General features: G+C 72.0%; 20 protein-coding genes. 9 read left to right on the plus strand and 11 right to left on the minus strand.

The window, feature by feature from the left end; translation table 11 throughout:
- Nucleotides 1-37: 37 nt before the first annotated feature.
- Nucleotides 38-904, minus strand: a complete 867-nt coding sequence (tesB, locus tag ACH65_RS15540) for an acyl-CoA thioesterase II (protein WP_049623531.1) — start codon at nucleotides 902-904, stop codon at nucleotides 38-40.
- A gap of 51 nt (nucleotides 905-955) precedes the next feature.
- Nucleotides 956-1,522, minus strand: a complete 567-nt coding sequence (locus ACH65_RS15545) for an N-acetylmuramoyl-L-alanine amidase (RefSeq protein ID WP_049623532.1) — start codon at nucleotides 1,520-1,522, stop codon at nucleotides 956-958.
- A gap of 66 nt (nucleotides 1,523-1,588) precedes the next feature.
- On the opposite strand from ACH65_RS15545, the gene ACH65_RS15550 reads away from it, so the two are divergent.
- The 3 genes from ACH65_RS15550 (at nucleotide 1,589) to ACH65_RS15560 (ending at nucleotide 4,781) form a co-directional block, all read left to right on the plus strand.
- Nucleotides 1,589-2,107 (plus strand): alpha/beta fold hydrolase, encoded by a 519-nt coding sequence (locus ACH65_RS15550; protein WP_049623533.1) that lies wholly within the window; start codon nucleotides 1,589-1,591, stop codon nucleotides 2,105-2,107.
- Nucleotides 2,104-4,290, plus strand: coding sequence for a bifunctional 23S rRNA (guanine(2069)-N(7))-methyltransferase RlmK/23S rRNA (guanine(2445)-N(2))-methyltransferase RlmL (gene rlmKL / locus ACH65_RS15555; protein WP_049623534.1), 2,187 nt, complete (start codon nucleotides 2,104-2,106; stop codon nucleotides 4,288-4,290). The genes ACH65_RS15550 and rlmKL overlap by 4 nt, the downstream gene beginning before the upstream one ends.
- A gap of 65 nt (nucleotides 4,291-4,355) precedes the next feature.
- On the plus strand, nucleotides 4,356-4,781 hold the full coding sequence (locus tag ACH65_RS15560) for a hypothetical protein (RefSeq protein ID WP_049623535.1): 426 nt from the start codon (nucleotides 4,356-4,358) through the stop codon (nucleotides 4,779-4,781).
- 226 nt (nucleotides 4,782-5,007) lie between these two features.
- Here the strand turns inward: ACH65_RS15560 and ACH65_RS15565 are convergent, their stop codons facing one another.
- Nucleotides 5,008-5,457 (minus strand): DUF6491 family protein, encoded by a 450-nt coding sequence (locus tag ACH65_RS15565; RefSeq protein ID WP_049623536.1) that lies wholly within the window; start codon nucleotides 5,455-5,457, stop codon nucleotides 5,008-5,010.
- 208 nt (nucleotides 5,458-5,665) lie between these two features.
- Between ACH65_RS15565 and egtB the strand changes: the two genes are divergently transcribed.
- Together egtB and egtD are read left to right on the plus strand one after the other, a co-directional pair.
- Complete coding sequence (gene egtB / locus ACH65_RS15570) at nucleotides 5,666-6,901, plus strand: ergothioneine biosynthesis protein EgtB (protein ID WP_049623537.1); 1,236 nt, start codon at nucleotides 5,666-5,668, stop codon at nucleotides 6,899-6,901.
- Between the two features lie 16 nt (nucleotides 6,902-6,917).
- On the plus strand, nucleotides 6,918-7,901 hold the full coding sequence (egtD, locus tag ACH65_RS15575) for an L-histidine N(alpha)-methyltransferase (protein ID WP_049623538.1): 984 nt from the start codon (nucleotides 6,918-6,920) through the stop codon (nucleotides 7,899-7,901).
- Nucleotides 7,902-7,927: 26 nt separating this feature from the next.
- Here egtD and ACH65_RS15580 read toward each other — a convergent pair whose 3' ends face one another.
- Nucleotides 7,928-9,115: a GGDEF domain-containing protein gene (locus tag ACH65_RS15580; RefSeq protein WP_049623539.1), complete on the minus strand. Its 1,188-nt coding sequence runs from the start codon at nucleotides 9,113-9,115 to the stop codon at nucleotides 7,928-7,930.
- A gap of 131 nt (nucleotides 9,116-9,246) precedes the next feature.
- Between ACH65_RS15580 and ACH65_RS15585 the strand changes: the two genes are divergently transcribed.
- The 3 genes from ACH65_RS15585 to ACH65_RS15595 all read left to right on the plus strand — a co-directional run bounded on the left by ACH65_RS15585 (nucleotide 9,247) and on the right by ACH65_RS15595 (nucleotide 12,742).
- Nucleotides 9,247-10,317 carry a class I SAM-dependent methyltransferase gene (locus tag ACH65_RS15585; protein ID WP_049623540.1) on the plus strand — a complete coding sequence of 357 codons (1,071 nt, stop codon included), beginning with the start codon at nucleotides 9,247-9,249 and terminating at the stop codon, nucleotides 10,315-10,317.
- Complete coding sequence (locus ACH65_RS15590; RefSeq protein ID WP_049623541.1) at nucleotides 10,314-11,021, plus strand: pseudouridine synthase; 708 nt, start codon at nucleotides 10,314-10,316, stop codon at nucleotides 11,019-11,021. The genes ACH65_RS15585 and ACH65_RS15590 overlap by 4 nt, the downstream gene beginning before the upstream one ends.
- A gap of 155 nt (nucleotides 11,022-11,176) precedes the next feature.
- Nucleotides 11,177-12,742 carry a protein adenylyltransferase SelO gene (locus tag ACH65_RS15595; RefSeq protein ID WP_049623542.1) on the plus strand — a complete coding sequence of 522 codons (1,566 nt, stop codon included), beginning with the start codon at nucleotides 11,177-11,179 and terminating at the stop codon, nucleotides 12,740-12,742.
- A gap of 363 nt (nucleotides 12,743-13,105) precedes the next feature.
- Here the strand turns inward: ACH65_RS15595 and trxC are convergent, their stop codons facing one another.
- The 6 genes from trxC to ACH65_RS15625 form a co-directional block, all read right to left on the minus strand.
- The gene (trxC, locus tag ACH65_RS15600; protein WP_049623543.1) at nucleotides 13,106-13,543 is read right to left on the minus strand and encodes a thioredoxin TrxC; all 438 of its coding nucleotides are present in this window, start codon (nucleotides 13,541-13,543) and stop codon (nucleotides 13,106-13,108) included.
- Between the two features lie 93 nt (nucleotides 13,544-13,636).
- Nucleotides 13,637-15,052, minus strand: a complete 1,416-nt coding sequence (locus tag ACH65_RS15605) for a hypothetical protein (RefSeq protein ID WP_049623544.1) — start codon at nucleotides 15,050-15,052, stop codon at nucleotides 13,637-13,639.
- Complete coding sequence (locus tag ACH65_RS15610) at nucleotides 15,049-16,461, minus strand: glycosyltransferase family 2 protein (protein ID WP_082190358.1); 1,413 nt, start codon at nucleotides 16,459-16,461, stop codon at nucleotides 15,049-15,051. Before ACH65_RS15610 ends, ACH65_RS15605 begins: the two co-directional genes overlap by 4 nt.
- A 319-nt stretch (nucleotides 16,462-16,780) precedes the next feature.
- On the minus strand, nucleotides 16,781-18,658 hold the full coding sequence (locus ACH65_RS15615; protein ID WP_049623545.1) for a 3'-5' exonuclease: 1,878 nt from the start codon (nucleotides 18,656-18,658) through the stop codon (nucleotides 16,781-16,783).
- A gap of 226 nt (nucleotides 18,659-18,884) precedes the next feature.
- The gene (locus ACH65_RS15620) at nucleotides 18,885-19,811 is read right to left on the minus strand and encodes an oxygenase MpaB family protein (RefSeq protein WP_049623546.1); all 927 of its coding nucleotides are present in this window, start codon (nucleotides 19,809-19,811) and stop codon (nucleotides 18,885-18,887) included.
- Between the two features lie 190 nt (nucleotides 19,812-20,001).
- A complete protein-coding gene (locus tag ACH65_RS15625; RefSeq protein ID WP_049623547.1) occupies nucleotides 20,002-20,925 on the minus strand; it encodes a peptidylprolyl isomerase in 924 nt (307 codons plus the stop codon).
- A 158-nt stretch (nucleotides 20,926-21,083) separates the two neighbouring features.
- Here ACH65_RS15625 and ACH65_RS15630 point away from each other — a divergent pair, with 158 nt between their 5' ends.
- Nucleotides 21,084-21,611, plus strand: coding sequence for a GNAT family N-acetyltransferase (locus ACH65_RS15630; protein WP_049623548.1), 528 nt, complete (start codon nucleotides 21,084-21,086; stop codon nucleotides 21,609-21,611).
- Nucleotides 21,612-21,715: 104 nt separating this feature from the next.
- Here the strand turns inward: ACH65_RS15630 and ACH65_RS15635 are convergent, their stop codons facing one another.
- Complete coding sequence (locus tag ACH65_RS15635; protein WP_049623557.1) at nucleotides 21,716-22,153, minus strand: VOC family protein; 438 nt, start codon at nucleotides 22,151-22,153, stop codon at nucleotides 21,716-21,718.
- Nucleotides 22,154-22,375: the final 222 nt, after the last annotated feature.

A 22,375-nucleotide genomic window follows, 5' to 3' on the forward strand; every position in this document is an offset into this window, starting at 1 on the left:
GTAATGCCTCGGGCGCCGGCCGGCGCCCGTTCGCGGTTCAATCCCCGCGCAGGCGGATCAGCCCTTCCTGCGCGGTGGAGGCCACCAGCCGGCCGTCGCGGCTGAAGATCTGCCCGCGCGCCAGGCCGCGCCCGGCCTGGGCGGTGGGGCTGTCGAAGGAGTACAGCAGCCACTCGTCGGCGCGGAACGGGCGGTGGAACCACAGCGCGTGGTCCAGGCTCGCCATCTGCACGTTGTGCGAGTAGTAGGAGATGCCGTGCGGCAGCGTGGCGGTGCCGATCAGGTTGAAGTCCGAGGCGTAGGCGAGCAGGGCGCGGTGCAGCGCGGGGTCGTCGCCCACCGGCGCGGCGATGCGGAACCAGATGTGCTGGTAGGGCGGGCGCTTGACCGGGTTGAGCTTGTCCTGCGGCCACACGTGGCGGAACTCCACCGGCGCGTCCACGCCCAGCCAGCGCTGGATCTTCTCCGGCAGTCTGGCCAGCCGCTCGGGCGGCAGTGGCTGCAGCGGCTCGATGTCTTCCGGGCGCGGCACCTCGGGCATCGCGCTCTGGTGCTCGAAGCCCGGCTCCGGCACCTGGAAGGAGATCGAGCCGTTCAAGATCGGCTGGCCGTGCTGGATCGCCACCACCCGCCGCGAGGAGAACGTGCCGCCGTCGCGGGCGCGCTCCACGCTGTAGACGATCGGCGCGTCGATGTCGCCGGCGCGCAGGAAGTAGGCGTGCAGCGAGTGCGCCGCGCGCACCGGGTCCACCGTCTGCTGCGCCGCCGCCAGCGCCTGGCCCAGCACCTGGCCGCCGAATACGTACTTGGTGCCGATGTCGCGGCTCTGGCCGCGGAACAGGTTGTCTTCCAGGCGTTCGAGCTGGAGCAGCTCGACCAGCTCGCTGACGTGGGTTTCGCGCATGCGGGTAGCGTCTTGTCCGGCGTGGTCGGGGGGGGCGATGGCGGAGGGCGATTATAGCGGGGCGGCGAGGCGCGCCAGGCCGCCGCCGGCGAGCACCTGGGCCCAAGGGAACAGCGGGCCGGGGTCGAGCTTGCGCGGCACTTCCACGGACGGATCGTCGGTGGCGGGCACGCGCGCGGTGTCCAGCTCCTCGTGGCCGGCGATGCGGCGCAGCCGGGGAAACTCCTGCCGCAATTGCGCCAGCAGTGCCTTCAGCGCGGCGATCTGCGCCGGCGGGTAGGGCTCGGTCATGGTCTGGTGGCCGGCGTGCCACCAGTGCGGGTAGCGGCCGAGGTTCACCAGCTCGATGCCGATCGAGTGCGGGTTGTGGCCGCGCACGTGATGGGCGATGCGCGTGCCGGGCACATAGCGCCAGATGCTGCCGTCACGGTCGATGTAGTAATGCCCGCTGTTGCCGGTGCCCGATGCGTGCACCACGCGCTCGCCGTACTCGCGGGCGATGGCGAGGTCGGGCAGTTCGGTGCAGTGGATCACCACCAGCTCCACCGCTTCGGCGTGGCGTTCGGGCAGCTTGTCGACATAGGGCAGCAGGTGGTCGTGGATGGTCGGCGCGCTCATGCCCGGCAGTCTCGCACGGCGGCCGGCTATCATGCGTGCATTCCCTTTTTCTTCCGGAGTTGCGCGATGCGCGGCCACATCCTTCTTTCGCATGGCTCGGATTCCGGCCCGGACGCCACCAAGGTCAGCGTGCTGGCCGCGCTGGCCGAGTCGCTCGGCTGGTCCACGCACCGGCCGGACTACCGCGCCGACGACGTGCTCGGCCACGCCGGCAGCGTGGCGCCGCGGGTGGCGCGCCTGCGCGACGCGGTGGACGCGCAGCCGGCACCGCCGGTGCTGGTGGGTTCGAGCATGGGCGCCTTCGTCTCCGGGCTGGTGTCGCTGGAGCGGCCGGTGGCCGGGCTGTTCCTGCTCGCCACGCCGGCGGCGATCCCCGGCTTCGCCTCGTCCTTCGACCTGCGCGCGGGCGTGCCGAGCCTGCTGATCCACGGCTGGCGCGACGAGGTGTGCCCGCTCGAGGCCATCCACGCCTTCGCCGGCGAGCGCCGCGTGCCGCTGCTGGTGCTGGACGACGACCATCGCCTCGGCGCCAGCGTGGACGCCGTCGCCGCGCAGTTCCGGTTGTTCCTCGAGGGACTGGCATGAAGGCCTTCTTCGCCTCCTGCCCCAAGGGCCTCGAATACCTGCTCAAGGACGAGCTGATCGCGCTAGGCGCCGCCGACGTGCGCGAGGCGCTGGCCGGCGTGCATTTCGCCGGCACGCTGGAGACGGCCTATCGCGCCTGCCTGTGGTCGCGCCTGGCCAGCCGCGTGCTGCTGCCGCTTGCCGAGTTCGACGCGGCCGACGAGTCGGCGCTGTATGCGGGCGTGCAGGCCATCGACTGGTCGCGGCACCTGGCCGCGCACGGCACGCTGGCGGTGGACGCCCACACCACGCAGAGCAAGCTCTCGCACAGCCAGTTCGCGGCGCAGCGGGTGAAGGACGCGGTGGTGGACCAGTTCCGCCTGAACGCGGGCGCGCGCCCGGACGTGGACCTGGAGGAGCCCGACCTGCGCCTCAACCTGCGCCTCAAGCGCGACCGCGCCACGCTGTCGCTGGACCTGGCCGGCGCGCCGCTGCACCAGCGCGGCTGGCGCGAGCAACAGGGCGAGGCGCCGCTGAAGGAGAACCTCGCCGCGGCGATGCTGCTGCGCGCGCGCTGGCCGGAGCTCTACGCCGAGGGCGGCGCGCTGCTCGACCCGATGTGCGGCTCGGGCACCCTGCTGATCGAGGGCGCGCTGATGGCCGCCGACGTGGCGCCCGGCCTGCGTCGCGAGTACTACGGCTTCCTCGGCTGGGGCCAGCACGACCTCGCGCTGTGGCGCGGCCTGCTGGACGAGGCGCAGCAGCGGGCCGACGCCGGCCTGCGCGCGCTGCGCGCCGCGTTCTTCGGCTCCGACAGCGACCCGCGCATGGTGCAGACGGCCAAGCGCAACGCGCAGGCCGCCGGCGTGGCCGGCTTCCTCACGCTGGACCGCCGCGATGCCTTGCAGGTGGCGCCGCCGCCCGGCTACGCGCGCGGCCTGGTCATCACCAACCCGCCCTACGGCGAGCGCCTGGGCGAGCGCGCCGAGATGCCGCGGCTGTACCGCGCGCTGGGCGAGGCGCTGCGCGAGCGCTTCGCCGGCTGGCGCGCGGCGGTGCTGGCCGGCGACCTGGAACTGGGCCACGCGATGCCGCTGCGCGCGGACAAGAAGTACGTGCTCTACAACGGCCCGCTGGAAACCCAGTTGCTGATCTTCGAGCTGCATGCGCGCGACACGGCTCCGCGCGAGCCCAAGCCGCTGTCGCCCGGCGCGCAGATGCTCAAGAACCGGCTGGAGAAGAACCTGCGCCACCTGCGCAAGCGGTTGGCGCGCGAGGGCATCCACTGCTGGCGCGCCTACGACCAGGACCTGCCCGAGTACGCCGCCGCCATCGACGTCTACGGCAACGCCGCCGGTGCGACATGGCTGCACGTGCAGGAATACCGGGCGCCGGCGGAGGTCCCCGCCGACGTCGCGCGCACGCGATTGCGCGAGATCGCGCGCGTGGCCGGCGAGGTGTTCGGCGTGCCGCGCGAGCGCATTGCGCTGAAGACCCGCGAGCGCGGCAAGGGTGGCTCCAAGTACGGCCAGTTCGACCAGCGCGGCGAGTTCGTCGAGGTGGGGGAGGGCGGGCTGAAATTCCTGGTCAACCTCACCGACTACCTCGACACGGGCCTGTTCCTCGACCATCGCCTGGTGCGCGCCAAGCTGCGTGAGCTGGCCGAGGGCCGGCGCTTCTTGAACCTCTTCGCCTACACCGCCACCGCCAGCGTGTACGCGGCGGCGGGCGGCGCGCGCGACACCACCAGCGTGGACCTCTCGGCCACCTACCTCGAATGGGCCTCGCGCAACCTCGCGCTCAATCGATTCACCGGCGAGAGGCACCGGCTGGTGCAGGCCGACGCGCTGGCCTTTCTGAAGCAGACCCGCGAGCGCTACGGCTTGATCTACGTGGACCCGCCGACCTTCTCCAACTCCAAGCGCGCCGAGGACTTCGACGTGCAGCGCGACCACGCCGCCCTGCTCGCGGCCTGCGGCGAGCGGCTGGCGGACGGCGGGGTGATCGTGTTCTCCAACAACTTCCGCCGCTTCAAGCTCGACCGCGAGGCGCTGGAACCGCATTTCGCCATCGAGGACTGGAGCGCGCCCAGCATCCCGTTCGACTTCGCCCGCCGCGCCGACATCCACGGCTGCTGGCTGCTGCGCCGCCCCGTCGCGCCCGGCGACGACGACCCCTGGCGTAATGCCCGCGTTAAAAAGTGAACCCTTCAGTGCACATTAAGTGCGCCGGCCCGAGCATCTGCCTCGCAACTGATCGGAGGTATGTCATGAACAAGCGTTCGCGCAGTCTCGGCAAGATCTTCGCTGCTGGCGTGGCCGTGGCGGCCATGGTCGCGGCGCCCATGGCGGCTTCCGCACACGGCTGGGGTCGCGGCGGCGGCTGGGGTGGCGGCTATCACGGCGGTTATCACGGCGGCTACTACGGCGGCGGCTATCGCCATCATGGCGGCGGCTACTGGAGCGGCGGCCGCTGGATCGCCGGCGCGGTGGTCGTCGGCGCCACCGCGGCGCTGGTGAACAACGCCCTGCGCCCGGCCCCGGTCTACTACGGCGCGCCCCCGGCCGTGGTCTATCGCCAGCCGTCCACGGTGGTCTACGAGGAGGCGCCGGTGACGCGCCGCGTGGTCACCACCCGCACGGTGGTCTACGACGATCCCTACGAAACGCGCTACATCCGCGACGACGGCTATTGATCGCCGCGCGGCGTTGAGACGAAGAAGCCCGGCCTTGGCCGGGCTTCTTGCGTTGGGTGATCCGGGCTTCGCGTCGAGCGGTGCGCGTTGACACCTGCGCGTTGACGCCTGGGTGCCGCACGTCACGTCGCGTCACGTCGCGTTACGTCACGCGCCGGACGTGCCGGCGCGGTGCGTCGCCATCGCCGGCATGTGTGGATGGCTGCGTGTCAGCGAGCCTGCCGCCTCACTTGGGCGGCGACGTCGTGGGCATGTCGGCGGCGCTGCCGTGGCGCGGGGCCTGCTTGCTCAGGCTGTCGAACTGGGCCTTGTCGATCTTGCTCACCGAGGCGATCGCGCACGGCGGCTGGTTGCGCGCCTGCACCGTCTCGCCCACCTCGCCGCAGATGCGGCTCTGGCCTACCAGCTTGTTCGACTCATTGGGGCGGAACAGCAGGCCAGGCACGCCGATGCCCAGCCGCGGGCAGTCGTTCTGCAGCTTCACCTGGTAACGGTAGGGCCCGGTGCGCACCAGTGCGGTGCGCGGGTCGACCACGTGCCATTCGTTGATCTGGTCGAGGCGGATGCACGCGGAGATGGGGCGCAGCGGCGTGCGTGCGGTCTGCTGCGGCCCGGCGGCGTGCGCGGCGCAGCTCAGCAGCGCGGCCAGCGGAAGCAGGAAGAGTGTGCGTTTCATGGTCGACACCTCTGGGGGAATGGGCGGCGACGGCGTCGCGCGGCATGCGCCGCGGCGGGCGACTGTCAGACCGTTGCCATCTGTATATCACGCGCACTGAACGACGGCTGCGGCATCCTCCGCGCATGTTTGCGAACCGTTTCCCTTGCCGCGCATGCGCATCGGCCGTCGGGGCCGGGCGCCGGATACGCCGCCGGGGCATGCGCCGATGAGCACGCGGCCGGTTGCGCCCAGTGAACGCTATCGCGGCATCCGTCGGCGCACCCTGGCGCTGTGCGGGGGGCTCAGCGCGGAAGACATGATGGTGCAGTCGATGCCCGACGCCAGCCCGGCGAAGTGGCACCTGGCCCACACCACCTGGTTCTTCGAGCAGTTCGTACTAGGCCGAAAGGCCGGCTACCGGCCGTACCGCCCGGCGTGGCATTACCTGTTCAACTCCTACTACCAGAGCGTGGGTCCGATGCATGCGCGGCCGGAGCGTGGCCTGCTGTCGAGACCGTCGCTGGACGAGGTGCTCGACTATCGCCGGCAGGTGGACGAGGCGCTGTCCGCCCTGCTGGACGGCGACGCCGCGCAGGACATGGCGCCGTTGGTCGAGCTCGGCCTGCAGCACGAGCAGCAGCACCAGGAGCTGCTGCTGACCGACATCAAGCACGCCTTCTGGTGCAACCCGCTGAAGCCGGCCTGCGCGCCTTCGGCGGGCGAGGGCGGGGCGGGCGCCTCGCTGCCGCTGCGCTACGTCGCTGGCCGCGAGGGCGTGGCCGGCATCGGTCACCTCGGCGCGGGCTTCGCCTACGACAACGAGACACCGCGCCACCGCGTGTGGCTCGCGCCGCATGCGCTGGCGAACCGGTTGGTCACCAATGCCGAGTACGCGGCCTTCGTGCACGACGGCGGCTACCGCGAGCCCTCGCTGTGGCTGTCCGACGGCTGGGCCGCGGTGCAGCGCGAGGGCTGGGCGCGCCCGCTGTATTGGGAAGCGGACCTCGCCAGCGAATTCACCGTGGCCGGCGTGCGCGCCATCGACCCGCATGCGCCGGTCGCGCACCTGAGCTATTTCGAGGCCGACGCCTTCGCACGCTGGGCCGGCGCGCGGCTGCCCACCGAGGCGGAATGGGAGAGCGCCGCCGAGCCACTGCCGGTGGCTGGCAACCTGCTGGACCAGGCGCCGAAGCTGCCGGCGGCCGCGCAGGGCGAGGGCCTGCAGCAGCTCTACGGCGACCTGTGGGAATGGACCGCCTCGCCCTACGTGGGCTACCCGGGCTTCCGTCCGCTGTCAGGCTCGCTCGGCGAATACAACGGCAAGTTCATGAACGGGCAGTGGGTGCTGCGCGGCGGCTCCTGCGCCACGCCGCGCGAGCACATCCGCGCCAGCTACCGCAACTTCTTCCCGCCCCACGCGCGCTGGCAGTTCGCCGGGCTGCGCCTGGCCCAGGATCGATAGCGACGAGACCGACGACATGAGCACCCAGCCCTACGACTTCGAGAGCGAACTGTACCCACCGCCCGCCGTGTTGCTCGGCATCGTGCAGCGCGGCCTGGGCGCGCGCGCCAAGCGCCTGCCTTCGTGGCTGTTCTACGACCGCCGCGGCTCGCAGCTGTTCGAGAGCATCTGCGAGCAGCCGGAGTACTACCTCACCCGCTGCGAGATGGCGCTGCTCCAGGCGCATGCCGGCGAGATCGCCGACACGCTCGGCCCCGACGTGCGGCTGGTCGAATACGGCAGCGGCAACGCGGCCAAGACGCGCCTCTTGCTGGAGCGGCTGCACGCGCCGGTGTGCTGGGTGCCGGTGGAGCTTTCCGCGACCGCGCTGGAGGCCAGCGTGCGGCAGATGTCCGCGCTGTTCCCGCAGCTGCCGGTGCAGCCGCTGCGCGCCGACTTCACGCGCCCGCTGCGACTGCCGATCCCGCCGCGCGCGCTGCGCCGCACGGTGCTGTACTTCCCCGGCTCCACCATCGGCAACTTCGAGGCGCGCGAGGCGGTGGAGCTGCTGCGCAAGATGCGCGGCGAGATGGGCGAGAACGGCGGCGTGCTGGTGGGCGTGGATTTGAAGAAGGACCCGGCGCTGATCGAGGCGGCCTACAACGACCGCGCCGGCGTCACCGCGGCCTTCACCCTGAACCTGCTGGCGCGGCTCAACCGCGAGCTGGGCAGCGATTTCGACCTCGACGCCTTCGGCCATCGCGCCCGCTACAACCCGATGGCCGGGCGCGTGGAAACCGCGCTGGTCAGCACGCGCGCGCAGTACGTGCACGTGGGGCGGCAGCCCTACCACTTCGCCGAGGACGAGGCGATGCAGGTGGAATACAGCTGCAAGTATTCGCCGGCGGACTTCGCCGCGCTGGCGGCCAGGGCCGGGCTCGAGGTGGCGCGCCTGTGGACCGACCCGGAAGGCATGTTCAGCGTGCAGTACCTGGTGCGCGGCGGCGCGCAGGCGCGCTGAAGCGCGGCGCGCCGGAGCAGGCGCCTTCAGGACGTCGCGAGGCTTTCGGCGGCGAGGCCAAGGCGGCTCCATGCCGCCACCCGGTTGCGGCCCGCCGCCTTGGCGCGGTAGAGCGCCGCGTCCGCCTCGCGGATGAGCTGCGGCAGGTCGGCGCCGTCGCGGGCAGCGGTCAGGCCGATGCTGGCGGTGAGCGCGATGGTCGCGCCCTCGAAGGCCAGCGGCGAGGCGGCCAGCCGGCGGCACAGGCGTTCGGCCTGCTGCCATGCCCCGGTCTCGTCGAGGCCGGGCAGCACCAGCAGGAACTCCTCGCCGCCGTAGCGGCCGAAGAGGTCCGCGTCGCGGCGCCCGTCGGCGAGCACCAGCGCCGCGAAATGGCGCAGCACGCGGTCGCCGCCCTCGTGGCCGTGGCTGTCGTTGATCGCCTTGAAGTGGTCGAGGTCGAACAGCAGCAGCGCGCACGGCTGGCGCTGGCGGCGGCAGGCCTCCAGCGCCCGCGCGCCCTCCGCCAGCAGCGCAGTGCGGTTGAGCAGGCCGGTGAGCCCGTCGGTGCGCGCCTGCTTGCCGAGATCGATCACCAGCCGCTCCACCAGCAGCAGGAGCAGGGCGAAGTTCATGCCCAGGTTGAGCAGGATGGCCAGCACGTAGGCCGCGGCCACCGGCGCGCCGGCCTGGTTCACGTCCTGGCTGAGCACCTGGATGGGCAGGAACAGCCGCACCAGGTAGAAGACCGCGTCCATGGCGAAGCAGGCGGCGGCGATGCGGGCGCTGCGGCGGATGTCGCGCGGCGCGCGGTGCAGCAGCAGCGCGATGGTCCAGCCGTCCCAGATCACGCATTGCGCGCTGAACACGCGCATGCGCGCCACCAGGTCGCGGTCGGCGAATTCGTACCAGGCGAACAGCGCGAGCATGGCCGCGATCAAGGCCAGCGGCCAGCGCCAGCGCGGCGCCATGCCCAGGTGCAGGGCCACACCGCGCAGCATCAGCGCGCTGGAGAAGGCCAGCGCCGCGTTGCCGCCCATTACCGAGATCCACTCGGCGATGGGCCCGCGCAGCGCGTAGAGCAGCGCGCCCAGCGTGGCCAGCCAGTAGCCCGCGGCCCAGCAGTACAGCACCCGGCGCTCGCGCAACACCGCGCCGAGCAGGGTGAAGCCCAGCGACAGCACCACGCCGACCAGGAAGCCGAGGATGGCGAGCGTGCGGATGTCCAGGTGCATGCGGGGGCGTGTCGGTGGCGGGGCGTTCCATGCTTGCGGCGGCACGGCGATGGACGTTCCATCGTAGCGCGCGGCGCACGGCGCGCGCTCCCCACTACAATGCGTGCCTCGATTTCCGTTGAAGGTCTGATGTGACGCTTGCCGGTTTCTCTGCGCCCGCGCCGGACGCGGCGCTCGACGCCTTGTTCGTTCCGTTCGACGCCGGCCACCTGCGCTGGCCGGCGGACGGGCGCGTGCTGTGCCTCAACGCGCGCGATGGTTGGCGTTTGCGCGAGCTGGCCGGCCCGTCATGGCTGTGCGAGCAGAGCTTCCGGCCCTTCGCCGATGCGCTGCGGCGCGGCGGCCTGCGCGTGGGCGAGCCGGGCGAGGACGAGCGCTACCCGCAGGTATTGGTGCTGCCGCCGCGCCAGCGCGACGAGCGGCGCGCGGTGTTCGCCCGCGCCGTGCGCGCAGCGCTGCCCGGCGGCATCGTGCTGGCCTGCGTGCCGAACGCGGAGGGCGCGAAGTCGGCGGAGGCCGATCTCGCCCAGCTGCTCGGCCCGCTCGCGAGCCTCTCCAAGCACAAGTGCCGGGTGTTCTGGGGCGCGGTGACGGAAGCCGGCGCCGCGCCGGCGCTGCGCGATGCGTGGCTGGCTCTGGACGCGGTGCGCGAGAACGCGGCGGGCTACTTCAGCCGTCCCGGCCTGTTCGCCTGGGACCGCGTCGATGCCGCCTCGGCGCTGCTGGCCGCACAGCTGCCGCGCGACCTGCATGGCCGCGTTGCCGACCTCGGCGCCGGCTATGGCTACCTCGCCGCGCAGGTGGTCGCGCATTGCCCGAAGGTTACGGCGATCGATCTCTACGAGGCCGAGGGAGGCGCGCTGGAGCCGGCGCGGCGCAACCTGGAGCGCGCGGTGCGCGAGAGCGGGCGCGCGGTGGCCGTCGGCGCGCACTGGCACGACGTCACCACCGGCCTGCCGCAGCGCTACGACGCCATCGTCAGCAACCCGCCGTTCCACCAGGGCCGTGCCGACCTGCCGGACCTCGGCCGCGCCTTCATCGCCGCGGCGGCCGCGTCGCTCGCGCCGCACGGCCGGCTGTGGCTGGTGGCGAACCGGCACCTGCCGTACGAGGCCACGCTGGCGGCGCGCTTCGCCGCGGTGCGCGTGCTGGTGGTGCAGGAGGGCTTCAAGGTGATCGAGGCCGGCGAGGTGCGCCGATGAAACTGGTCAGGCTGATCGCCAACCTCGGCTACGGCAGTCGCAAGGAGGTGGCCTGGATGTTCCGCGAAGGCCGCGTCACCGACCTCGACGGCGAGGTGCTCTACGCCGACGACAAGCTGCCGCACGAGCGCATCCTGCTCGACGGCGAGCCGCTCGATCCGCCGCCGGGTTTGGTGCTGGTGCTCAACAAGCCGCTCGGCGTCACCTGCTCGCGCAAGGACCAGGGCCGCGTGGTCTACGACCTGCTGCCGCCGCGCTACCGCCTGCGCGAGCCGGCGCTCTCCACCGTGGGCCGGCTCGACCGCGACACCGCCGGCCTGCTGCTGTTCACCGACGACGGCGCGCTGCTGCACCGGATCATCTCCCCGCGCACCCACGTGCCCAAGGTGTACGAGGCCACGCTGGCGGAAGACCTGCGCGGGCACGAGGCCGAACTCTTCGCCAGCGGCACGCTGCTGCTGGAATCGGAGACCACGCCGCTGGCGCCCGCGCAGTTGGAGGTGCTGGCGCCGCGCCACGTGCGCCTCGTCCTCACCGAAGGCCGCTACCACCAGGTGCGGCGCATGTTCGCCGCCACCGGCAACCGGGTGGAGACGCTCGCGCGCATCGCGGTCGGCGACCTCACGCTGGGCGACCTGCCGCCCGGCCAGTGGCGGGCGCTGGCGGCCGACGAGGTGGCGCAGATCTTCGCCGCGCCTTTGTAGGAGCGCGCTAGCGCGCGACCGGCGTATGCGGTGAGAAAAGCCGGTCGCGCGCAAGCGCGCTCCTTACACGAGGGCGGGGGGATGCCGAATCCGATGCTGTCGACGGCGTACCGGGCACGCTTGCATCACCGCCCTCATGCCCGAATATCGGGGGCATGAGCCTCGACACCCTCCGCTTCGACAACCGCTTCGTGCGCGACCTGCCCGGCGACCCGCAACAGGGGCCCGGCGTACGCCAGGTCGAGGGCGCGGCGTATTCCCTCATCGAGCCGACGCCGGTGCCCGCGCCACGGCTGGTGGCCTATTCGGCCGAGATGGCCGAGACGCTGGGCCTCACGCCCGCCGACCTCGCCAGCGCCGAGTTCGCCGACCTGTTCGGCGGCAACGCGCTGCGCGAGGACATGCAGCCCTGGGCGGCCAACTACGGCGGCCACCAGTTCGGCGTGTGGGCCGGGCAACTGGGCGACGGGCGCGCGATCTCGCTGGGCGAGGCGCTGACCGCGGCCGGCGGGCGCTGGGAGCTGCAGCTCAAGGGCGCCGGCCCTACGCCGTATTCGCGCGGCGCCGACGGCCGCGCGGTGCTGCGCTCCTCGATCCGCGAGTTCGTGTGCAGCGAGGCCATGCACCACCTCGGCGTGCCGACCACGCGCGCGCTCTGCCTGGTCGCCACCGGCGAGCCGGTGGTGCGCGACATGTTCTACGACGGCCATCCGCGCGCGGAGCCGGGCGCCATCGTGTGCCGCGTGGCGCCGTCCTTCATCCGCTTCGGCCAGTTCGAGCTGCCCACCTCGCGCGGCGACGTCGCCCTGTTGCGCCAATTGGCCGACTTCACCCTCGCCCGCGATTTCCCGCATCTCGCCGGGCGGGGCGAGGCGCGCTACGCGGACTGGTTCGACGAGGTGTGCGCCCGCACCGCGTCCCTGATGGCGCACTGGATGCGCGTGGGCTTCGTGCATGGAGTGATGAACACCGACAACATGTCCATCCTCGGCCTCACCCTCGACTACGGCCCCTACGGCTGGATCGACGACTACGACCCGGAGTGGACCCCCAACACCACCGACGCGCAGCGCCGCCGCTACCGCTACGGCCAGCAGCCCAACGTGGCGTGGTGGAACCTCTCCTGCCTCGCCGGCGCGCTGGCGCCGCTGTTCGGCGACGTGGCGCCGTTGCGCGCGAGCCTGGAGCGCTATGCCGAGCTTTACGCCGGCCACGAGCGCGCCAACGCCGTGGCCAAGCTCGGCCTGGGCGTGGAGCGCGAGGGGGACCTGGCGTTGATGCAGTCCCTGCAGGAGGCGATGCAGCAGGCGTCGCTGGACATGACGCTGACCTTCCGCACGCTCGGTGAGATGGACGTCCAGACGGCCACGCCGGAAACGTTCCGCGAACTGGCCTACGACGAGGCCTGCTTCCGCGCCGCCGCGCCGGGGCTCGCCGACTGGCTGCGCCGCTACGCCGCCCGCCTCGCCGGCGATCCGCGACCCGCTGGCGAGCGGCGCCGCGCGATGCACGCCGTCAACCCGCTCTACGTGCCGCGCAACTACCTCGCCCAGCAGGCCATCGACCGCGCCGAGCAGGGCGACTACGCCGGCGTCCACGAACTGCTCGACGTACTGCGCGATCCCTACGGAGAGCAGCCCGGCCGCGAGGCCTATGCACGGAAGCGGCCGGAGTGGGCAGTGCGCAAGGCGGGGTGTTCGATGCTTTCTTGCAGTTCGTAAGGGCGCGGGTAAGGCGGCAGGCTGCAAGTGGTCGAGGGGGAGGGGGATGGGGGGGCGGCCGCGACAGCCCCGCTTCGGGCGAGCGTTCCCGCGAGCACCCGCCCCTCACCTCGGTCATCTCCCCAGTGGGGAGAGGAGCAAGGCGCGCCTGCTCAAAGCGCGCCACAACCTGCTCCCTCTCCCCGCTGGGGAGAGGGTTGGGGTGAGGGGGCACGGTCGCGACAGCCCCGCTTCGGGCGAGCGTTCCCGCGAGCACCCGCCCCTCACCTCAGTCCTCTCCCCGGCGGGGAGAGGAAGCAAGGCAAGCGCGCTCAAGCTCGCCGCGGCTTGATCCCTATCCCCGTTGGAGAGAGCAAGCAAAGCTCAGCGCAGCGCGCCCTCCACGAACTGCCTGAGCTGCGCGGGATTGAGCGCCCCCGACTGCCGCGCGACCTCGCGCCCGTCGCGCAGCAGGAGCAGGGTGGGGATGCTGCGGATGCCGTAGCGCTGGGAGAGTTTCGGGCTGGCGTCGGCGTCCACCTTCGCCAGCCGCAGGCGCGGCTCGAACTGGCGCGCGGCTTCGGCGAACACCGGGGCGAAGGCGCGGCAGGGGCCGCACCAGGCGGCCCAGACGTCTACCAGCACCGGCAGGTCGCCGCGCCCGGCCACGGCGTCGAAGTTGGTGTCGTCCAGGGCCACCGGCAGGCCCTCGAACAGCGCGCGCTTGCAGCGGCCGCAGCTGGGGTGCTGGCCCATGCGTTCGGCCGGCACGCGGTTGAGGGCGTGGCAATGCGGGCAGGGGACGGTCAGCGGCGTGCTCATGGCGGTTCCGGGGTGAAGGGCTGTTGCCCCGGAACATGGCGGCGCGGGCCGGCGATGCAAGCGGGCGGCGCCGCCGCGTTCGGAACGCAGCGTTCAGAGCGGATAGCTGATCGACAGGCCCACGGTGTTGTTCCAGTAGCCGCTGCCGCCCTGGTTGATGCCGGCCACCGAGCTGCGGCCCAGCCGCAGCTGCAGACGGCCGTTGTGCGGCAGGCGCCCGTCCAGGGTGAGGCCCAGGGTGTAGATGCGCGCGCCGGTGCCGTTGATGACCTGCCGCCCGGTGCTGGCCACCGCGTGCAGCCGCCAGGCCGGGGTGAGGCTGTACACGCCGATCAGGCCGACCTGCGCGGAGCGGTAGTTGGCCGGGTTGAAGTACACGCCGCGGCTGGGCTGGTCGCTGTGGTAGATGCGCCCGGACAGCTCGGCGCCGAGCGCGGCGCGGGTGTCGGGGATGTCGTAGGGGCTGAGCACCACGCGCAGGGTGCCGCCGTCGCGGCGGTTGCCGTCGCTGAAGGTCTGCCGGTAGTAGGTGGGCAGCACGTACAGGTGGGTGGCCGGGCGCAGGCTGGTGCTCACGCTGTAGGTGTCGTAGGCGAGGCGGTGGTCGATGGCCGGCGCGGACAGGATCGGCGCGCGCTCGGCGGCGGCGGAGACGCTGAAGCGGTCGTTCGGCTGCAGGGTCCAGCGCGCATAGCCTTGCAGGAAGGTCCAGCTGCCGCTGCGGCCGGCGCCGAGGGCGAGGTCGAAGTAGTGGCTGTCGCCGGCGCGCAGCTGCGCCAGCAGGGCGGCATCGTTGACCCGGCGCGAGCGGCCGTCGTCGTCGACGTGGGTGGTGTCGGCGCTGGCGCCCCAGCGCTGCACCAGCCCGTCGCGGGCGATGGGGGCGCCGAGGAAGGCGGCGCCCACGCGCCAGGTGTCGAGGTTCTCGCTGTCGTGGCTGAAGTCGGTGCCGGCGTCCACGCGCGGGGCCAGCGCGTAGCGCATGTCGTCGGTGGACAGGCGGTACTGCGTGCCCAGATACCCTTGTTCCGCCGGCGGTGTCGCCGCCGCGAGGTAGCCGGGGCTCTTGTCCTGCCAGCCCACGGCCTGCGCCGCGCGCAGCAGCTCCAGCGTGGGGCGCGCCTCGCCCTTGGCGTAGGGCGCCACCAGTGCATAGGCCTGGCGCGGGTAGTCCTGGGCGTTGAGGGCCTGGGCGAGGCCGGTGGTGGCGGCCTGGCGCGCGGCCTCGTCCTCGGCCTGCTCGCGGGCGAGCTGGAAGGCGCCGGCGGCGGCCGCGTAGTCGCCCAGCCACAGCGCGGCGCGGCCGAGGCCGAGCGCGGCCGCGTAGCGTTCGGCGCGGGGCAGGCCAGGCTGCGCGAGCGCGGCGGCGAAGCGCTCGCGCGCCTCGCGCGGGTGGGCATCGACCAGGGCGGCGCGGCCGGCGCGGATCTCGCTCGCCGGGTCCGTCTGCGCATGGGCGGCAGCGAGCGGCAGCAGCGCCAGCGCGAGCAGGGGCAGCGGGCGTTTCATTTGGTCCCCCAGCGCTTGCGCAGGCGGAGCAGCTCGGCGAAGTAGCCCAGCACGCAGCCGGGCTGCAGCACGATGCCGTAGAACAGGGCGTAGACCAGGAAGCCGACCGGGTTGCGCCGCACCTTGAGGCCCTGCGCGCGGAACATGCGCGACTGCACCATGAACATCAGGTAGTTCACCAGCAGCGCCAGCGGCAGCACCAGCAGGGTCATCGGCCCGGCCAGCCAGTAGATGCCGAAGCAGGCCAGCAGCAGGCCGGGAATGAAGACCAGCGTGTAGACCAGGTCCATGTACGGGAACAGCAGATTCCACCACACGAAGAGCGTGCTCATGCGCCAGTGGAACAGCAGGCTGCCGTAGGCCTTGAAGGCCTCGATCAGCCCGCGCGACCAGCGCTGGCGCTGGCGGATGAACTGGCGGAAGCTGGTGGGCGCGTTGGTGAAGCTCACCGCGTCCTCGCAGTAGCCCACGCGGTAGCCGCGGTCGAGGATGGCCCAGGTAAGCACGATGTCCTCGCCCACACATTCGGGCCAGCCGCCCACCTCGTGCAGCACCTCGGTGCGGTAGAGCGAGAAGGCGCCCTGCGCCACCAGGGTGCCCTGGAACAGGCTCTGCAGGCGCTTGACGGCGGCGATGCCGTGGAAATAGTCCCACTCCTGCATCTTGGTCACCAGGTTCAGGCGCGAATTGCGCAGCAGCACGGCGCCGGCCACGGCGGCGGTGTTCGGCGGGTCGCTGAGGAAGCGGCCGACCAGGTGGCGCAGCGCGTTGCGGTAGAGGTAGGAGTCGCCGTCCAGGGTGACGGTGAGCGGGTGGCTGGCGAGCTTGAGCCCCTCGTTGAGCGCATTGGCCTTGCCGCTGTTGCGCGGCAGGTCGATCACCCGCAGCCACGGGTAGGAGACGCTGTGCAGCCGGACCAGGGTGTTGTCGGTGGAGCCGTCGTTGATCACCAGCACCTCCATCGGCGCCGGGTAGTCCTGCCGGGCCAGGCTGGAGAGGGTGGCGAGGATCGACTCCTCCTCGTTGTAGGCGGCCACCAGCACGGTGACGCCGGGGAAGGCGGTGATCTCGGTGCGCGGCGGGCGGCGGTCCAGCAGCAGGCCCACCACCAGGAAGGCGTTCATGAAGCCGGGCAGGATGGCGACGCCGAAGATGACCAAGTGCGCCGGCACCGGGCCCGCCAGCTGCGAGAGATCGGCCAGCCAGCGCCCGGCGAGGTGGTAGGAGAAGGCCGCCCAGGCCAGCGCCAGCACGAGGGTGACGGCGAACTTCACCCGCACCGGCACGTAGAGCCGCAAGCCCCGAATCACCAGGGTGTCGTCGAGCAGGGCGCGCGCCAGCGGGTTGCCGGGTGCGCTCGATTCCTTCTGCACCGCGCTGTGCGGCGCGGCGTGTTCACGCGATTTCATTGCGCTGCCTCCCCGTGGTCCGGTGCTCGGACACGTCGTCGGGCGGGATCGGTTCCGGCGGCCCCTACGCCGGGAATAGGTGCACGGCTCCTTGGTGCAACAGGTCCTGGCGTTCGTGCTGAGGAGGGCATTAAGCGTGCCATGTGCGACAGAACGCCGCGCACGGCCGCGCCGCACGCGCCGGCACGCGCGCCGGGCCCGCATGGCGCGCCGCCGGCGCATCCGGTACGACGCGCTTGGGCACAAAACGACACGCCGGGGCGGGCGTATGTCCGCGCGGCCGGGCGTTGCGCCCGGCCAGGAGAGGTCGGGCGGACGCCTAGTCGGCCGCCCGCGCCAGCTGCCCCTGCACCTCGTTGATCGAGGCGCGGATGCGCTGGCTGAACACCGAGTCGTCGTGGTGGATGAGCAGCAGCCGCTCGGTGGCGCGGGTCATGGCGACGTAGAGCAGGCGTGCTTCCTCCGCCTCGTCCTTGCCGGGCTTGGGCAGCGAGCCGAGGCCGGGGACGATCACCAGCGGGAATTCCAGGCCCTTGCTGGAATGCATGGTGAGCAGCTTCACGCTGTCCTCCACCACGAACAGCGCGCGCTTGCCCTCGCCCTCGGCGAGGCGGCTGGGGATGTCGGCGCGGGCCAGCGCCTGCTGCAGCTTCTCGCCCTCCCACTGGTTGCGGAAGATCACCGCCATGTCCGACCAGGGGCGGCCGCCGGCGTGCTCGTCGCGCAGGCGCTGGATCAGCACGTCCAGCTGCGCCGCGGCGGTGTCGGTGCGGATCAGCTCGGGCAGGGCGCCGCGCCGGCCGGCGCTCTCGGGGGCGATCAGCGGGATGCCGTCGTCGTCCTCGACGCGCGAGGCCAGCAGCTCCTGCGCGAAGCGGCGGGCCACGGCGAGGATCTCCAGCGTGTTGCGGTAGTTGAGCCTGAGGATGGTGGTGCGGCCCTGCGCCTGCACGCCCAGGCTCTTCCAGCTCACGCGGCGGCGGCCGGGCTGGCCGTAGATGTTCTGCGCGTCGTCGTAGAGCACCAGCAGCGAGTTGGTGTCCGGGTCGATCATCTGCACGATCAGCCTGTACCAGTCCGGCTCGAAGTCGTGGCCTTCGTCGATCAGCACCGCGCCGTACTGGAAGCGCGGGATCTGGCCGCGGTCCACGCCCGCGATCACCGCCGGCGGCAGCGCGTCGGTGAAGGAGGCGCCCTTCCCGGGCGGCAGCGGCACGTGGTAGGCGCCGAGCATCTGCCGGCACCAGCGGTGGAAGTTGTACACCTGCACCTTGTCGGCCAGGCCGCGCTCGCCCATCAACTGCTCCAGCCGCGCGGCCAGCGTCTTGTTGTAGCAGAGCACCAGGATCGGCTTGGCCAGCGCGCGCGCCAGCTGCAGCGCGCGGAAGCCCAGGATCATCGTCTTGCCCGAGCCGGCCACGCCGTGGATGATGCGGTGCTCGTCGCCCAGCGAGCGCGCCAGCTGCTCCTGCTGCGCGTCCATCACCTTCACGATGTCGGGAATCTCCAGCGCCTTGCTCTCGCTCGCCGCGCCGGGCGCGAACAGGCCGAACTGGCCGCTGCCCGGCTCCACCCGCAACTCGGGGAACAGGTGCCAGCGCACGCGGTCGATCTGCGGCAGCGTCATGGCGGTGGGGAACACCTGCGGGAACATCGCCCACAGCTGCTCCTGCAAACGCTCGGCGTCCACCGTCTCGTACAGCTCGTCGCGGCACAGCACGAGATGGGCCGGCAGCACCGATTCGAGCCCGCCCTCGTCGAACTGCCTGCGGGTGATGTTGGCCAGCACCACGCCGTAGCTCCAGGGCATCGCCAGCTTGCCGGCGAGGCGGTGGCCATCCGGGTAGCGCAGCGCCGGGTCGCGCTCCAGCGCCACCACGATCTCCAGCGCGTAGGCGCGCGCCTGCAGCAGCGGGTTGGTGGCCACGGCGAGGCCGCGGTCGGTGACCAGGGTGAACTGGGTCTTGTCGGCGTGCTGGATGGTCTCGGCCTTCCAGTCCTTCACCTCCAGCACCAGCACGCCGCGGCGCGGGTGGAACACCACGAAGTCCGGCTGGCGCTGCTTGGGGCCGATGGGCACGTCGTACCACAGCAGGTAGTCGTCCTCGAGCTTCTGCTCCAGCCGTTCGGATACGCGCTTCTCGCCGCCGGTCATGCGCGGCAGGCAGCTGCTGCGGGAAGGAATGAGGGTGGCCATCCAGCGTCCGTGTAGTTCCCCAATGGGCGAAAGTAGCGGAACGGCAGGGGCTGTCAACGCTGCGGCGATGCCGGCGGGTGGCGGGACGAGGGATGCGGACGGCCGGGGACGACGATGTGGATGGGGCGGGCGAGGGCGTGGATCGGCGTGAGCACGGGGGCGGCCGTGTCGGCCGAGCCGGTGTTCGATCTGGACGTAACCGGCGGCGAGGGACGACGGGCCGGCGCTACGCCGGCCAGCGCAGCATCCGCTCCGGCGCCACGCCCATGCGGCGGCAGGCATGCGCGACCAGGCCGTCGCGGAGCGCGGCGCGGAACGCCGGCGCCAGCAGCCACAGCGTGCGCGCCGCCAGCCGGTCCTGCCGCCGTTGTGCCGGCGTGCGTTCGAGGCGCTCGCTGGCCCAGTCCGGCAGCAAGGCGGCGCCCGCATGCAGGAACAGGTCGCGCGACAGCCCCGCCGCCGGCACCGGCAGGCGCACCGTGGTGAGCACGCCCAGCACCTCGCGCGAGCGGTGGTCGTAGCGCAGCTGCGGCTGCACGCGGCGGAAATACGCCGCCACCTCGGCCTGCGAGCGCGGCACCCCACGCGCGCCCAGCGCCTCGGCCACGCGGCGCGCCTCGTCGTAGTAGCGGTCGGCGATCGCCTCGGGCACCGCGCGGTGGCTGTAGCGGCGAAAGCCCTGGAGAAAACTGTAGGCCTCGGTGACGTGCACCCAGGTCAGCAGGGCCGGATCGTCCGCGCGGTAGGGGCGGCCGTCCTCGGCCACGCCGTGCACCTGCGCGTGGATCGCCTTGACGTGTCCGATCAGCGCCTGCGCCATCGCCTGCGGCGCATAGGTAGTGGCGCCGACGAAGCGGGTGGTGCGGCGCAGGCGGCCCACCAGGTCCTCGCGGAAGTTGGAGTGGTCCCACACCCCGGCTAGCGCCAGCGGGTGCAGGGTCTGCAGCATCAGCGCGGCCAGCCCGCCGGCGAGCATGCCGGGGAAGTCGGCGTGGATGCGCCAGGTGACGCTGTCCGGCCCGAACAGGCCCGCATCGCCGGCCGGCGCGTCGTAGTCGGCCAGGCCGTGCTCGCGCGGGAAGGCGCCGAGCACCCAGCGGCGCACGGCCCGGACGGCCGGCCGGGCGAGCAGATCGACGAACGGCGGAGGCATGCGGCGAGTGTAGCGGGTCGCGCGGCTCCGCTTCGGCGTCCGGCGCCGGCGGCAGGGCAGCGAGGCGACGCATGACGCGAAGCCCCGTGAGGCGATGCGCCCCTGCGTGCCCGGTGACGACGCGGCCACGAGCCGGCCGCGGCGCGCCCGCGGTCGACGCCGGATGCCCGCGCGCCTGCCGCCGCGTGCGCTACTTCTTCTCCCGCACCGGAATGCCGATGCTGCACAGGTCGATCTTGCCGGCCGGCACGGTGTAGAAGGCATCGCGGCGGTTGCGCTTGGCCTCGATCAGCGCGGCGAAGGTGGCGCTGTCGGTGCGCAGCACCTCCACGCGCGGGCGCTCGGCCTCGGGCAGGTCCGCGGCCAGATGCACCGAGGTGATCGGCACGCGCTGCCCGGGATCGGTGTAGAAGCCCATCGGCGCGGGGCCGCGCGGCAGCGCGGAGAGCCGCTCCATGCCCTCGATCACCCGGCCGGCCACGGCGAGGTTGCGGTCCAGCCCGCGCGGCGCCTGGCCGATGATGGCGTAGAGCGCGCTGCCGTTGCCGCTTTGGGCGCCGATGTCGCGCGCCACGCCCACCGCACCGTAGCAGTGGGCGAGCCAGGTCTGTCCGCGCTTGGGATCGCGCGCGGCGGGGAAGCCTTCGGAGAAGCCGACCTCGGGCGCGTAGATGTCGCCGTCGGGTAGCCGGGTCCACGGCAGCTTGGGGTCGATGGCGCGGGTGAATTCCGGCGGCAGCGTTTTCCTGGCCGAGCCCAGCGGCTTGAGCTTGCTCTCGTCCACCGGGTCGCTGTCGGAGGCCGGGTCGTCCCATTGGGTGACGAAGTTGTCCTGCACGCGGTTGATCGAGAGCCCGTCGAAGTAATGCTCGTGCGCCAGCGTGCGCAGGTTGGCCGCGTGCAGCGGGGTGTAGTCGCTCGCCAATTCGATCAGCACGCGGCCGGCGGGCAGGGTCATCACCAGCAGGTTGCGCGGGTCGGGCGTGCGCCATTCGGCAGGTGTGGATTTCGCCAGCAGCTCCTTCGGTGTCGGCGTCTTGGCTTCCTCGGCGAAGGCGGGCAGGGCGAGGGCGCCGGCGAGCAGCGCGCAGGCGGCGAGGCGGTGGCGGAGCATGGTTTCCCCTTCGAATGGTGGCGCGGCTGGCCGCCAACTTAGCAGAGCGCAGTGTTGGCGACTGCCTCGCCATGCTCCAATGTGTTCCGCCACGCAGGCCGGCGAGCAACCTGGCGGTGCTGGTCACGCCGTCTTTGGGGCTGACGAGGAAAAGCTTGATGGGTACTGCGACGACTGTGCGTCGTCTCGATGCCGCCGAGGCGGCCGATCGCGTCGAGGCGCTGGCCGAGGTGCTGATCGACTGCGTCGAAGGCGGCGCCTCGGTGGGCTTCATGCGGCCGCTGCCGCGCGCCCGGGCCGTGGCTTTCTGGCAGGGCGTGGCCCAGGGCGTCGCGCGCGGCGAACGCGCCTTGCTGGTGGCCGAGGACGGCGAGGGCCGCCTCCTCGGCACGGTGCAGCTGATCCTGGCGCTGCCCGACAATCAGCCCCATCGCGCCGACGTCGCCAAGATGCTGGTGCACCGCCGCGCCCGCCGCCGCGGCCTCGCCGCGCGGCTGCTGTCGGCCCTCGAAGCCGTGGCGCGCGAGGAAGGCCGCAGCGTGCTGGTGCTCGACGCCGTGACCGGCGGCGACGCCGCGCGGCTCTACGCCCGCCACGGCTGGCAGCGCGCAGGCGACGTGCCGTGGTACGCGCTGATGCCCGACGGCGCGTACTGCTCGACCACGTTCTTCTACAAGCACCTGTGAGCCGCGTCGCCGGTGGCGGATCGATGGGGCGATGACGCGGCCGGGTAGCTTCCTGGTCAGCGCGGGCCGGCATCGCCGGCGAACGCCTCCGTCAGAGCCGGCCCTCATCCGAGTTCTTGGGCGAGTCCGATGAGAAGTCCTTCAGGGCTGCGGACGTAGCAGAGCCGATAGGTGTCTTTGTACTGAACCACTTCGCCCACGAGCTGCGCGCCGCGCTTGCGGAGCCTCTCGAGCGTCTCGTCGATGTCGTCCACGGCGAACATGATGCGCAGGTAGCCCAGAGCGTTCACCGGAGCGTTCCGGTGATCGGCGACGGCAGGCGGCGCGAGAAACCGGGAAAGCTCGAGCCGGCCGTGGCCGTCCGGCGTGCGCATCATGGCAATCTCGACGCGCTGGTCGCCCAGTCCAGTGACACGTCCAGCCCATTCTCCTTCGATCATGGCCCGCCCTTCGAGGTCGAGGCCGAGTTCGCGAAAGAAAGCGATCGTCGCTTCGAGGTCATCGACGACGATTCCCACGTTGTCCATCCGCTTGAGCGCCATGGGTGTGTCCAACCTGCAGGTGGCCATCATTCTGACAACGGACCGGGGGAGCCGTTCAAAAGCCGTGTCAACGCAGGGCTCTACCTGGCTATTGCATCGCTCATCGCTGGCTTGCCTGGTTCGATCAGGCGTAAGCGGGGGAACGTCGTGCCCGCGCATGGCCCAGCCCGCCGGCGTGACTTCCTGCCCATGCACTATGCATAACTTGGCACTACTGTGCAT

It is taken from the genome of Frateuria defendens, from assembly GCF_001182895.1.
Taxonomy (GTDB): Bacteria; Pseudomonadota; Gammaproteobacteria; order Xanthomonadales; family Rhodanobacteraceae; genus Frateuria_B; species Frateuria_B defendens.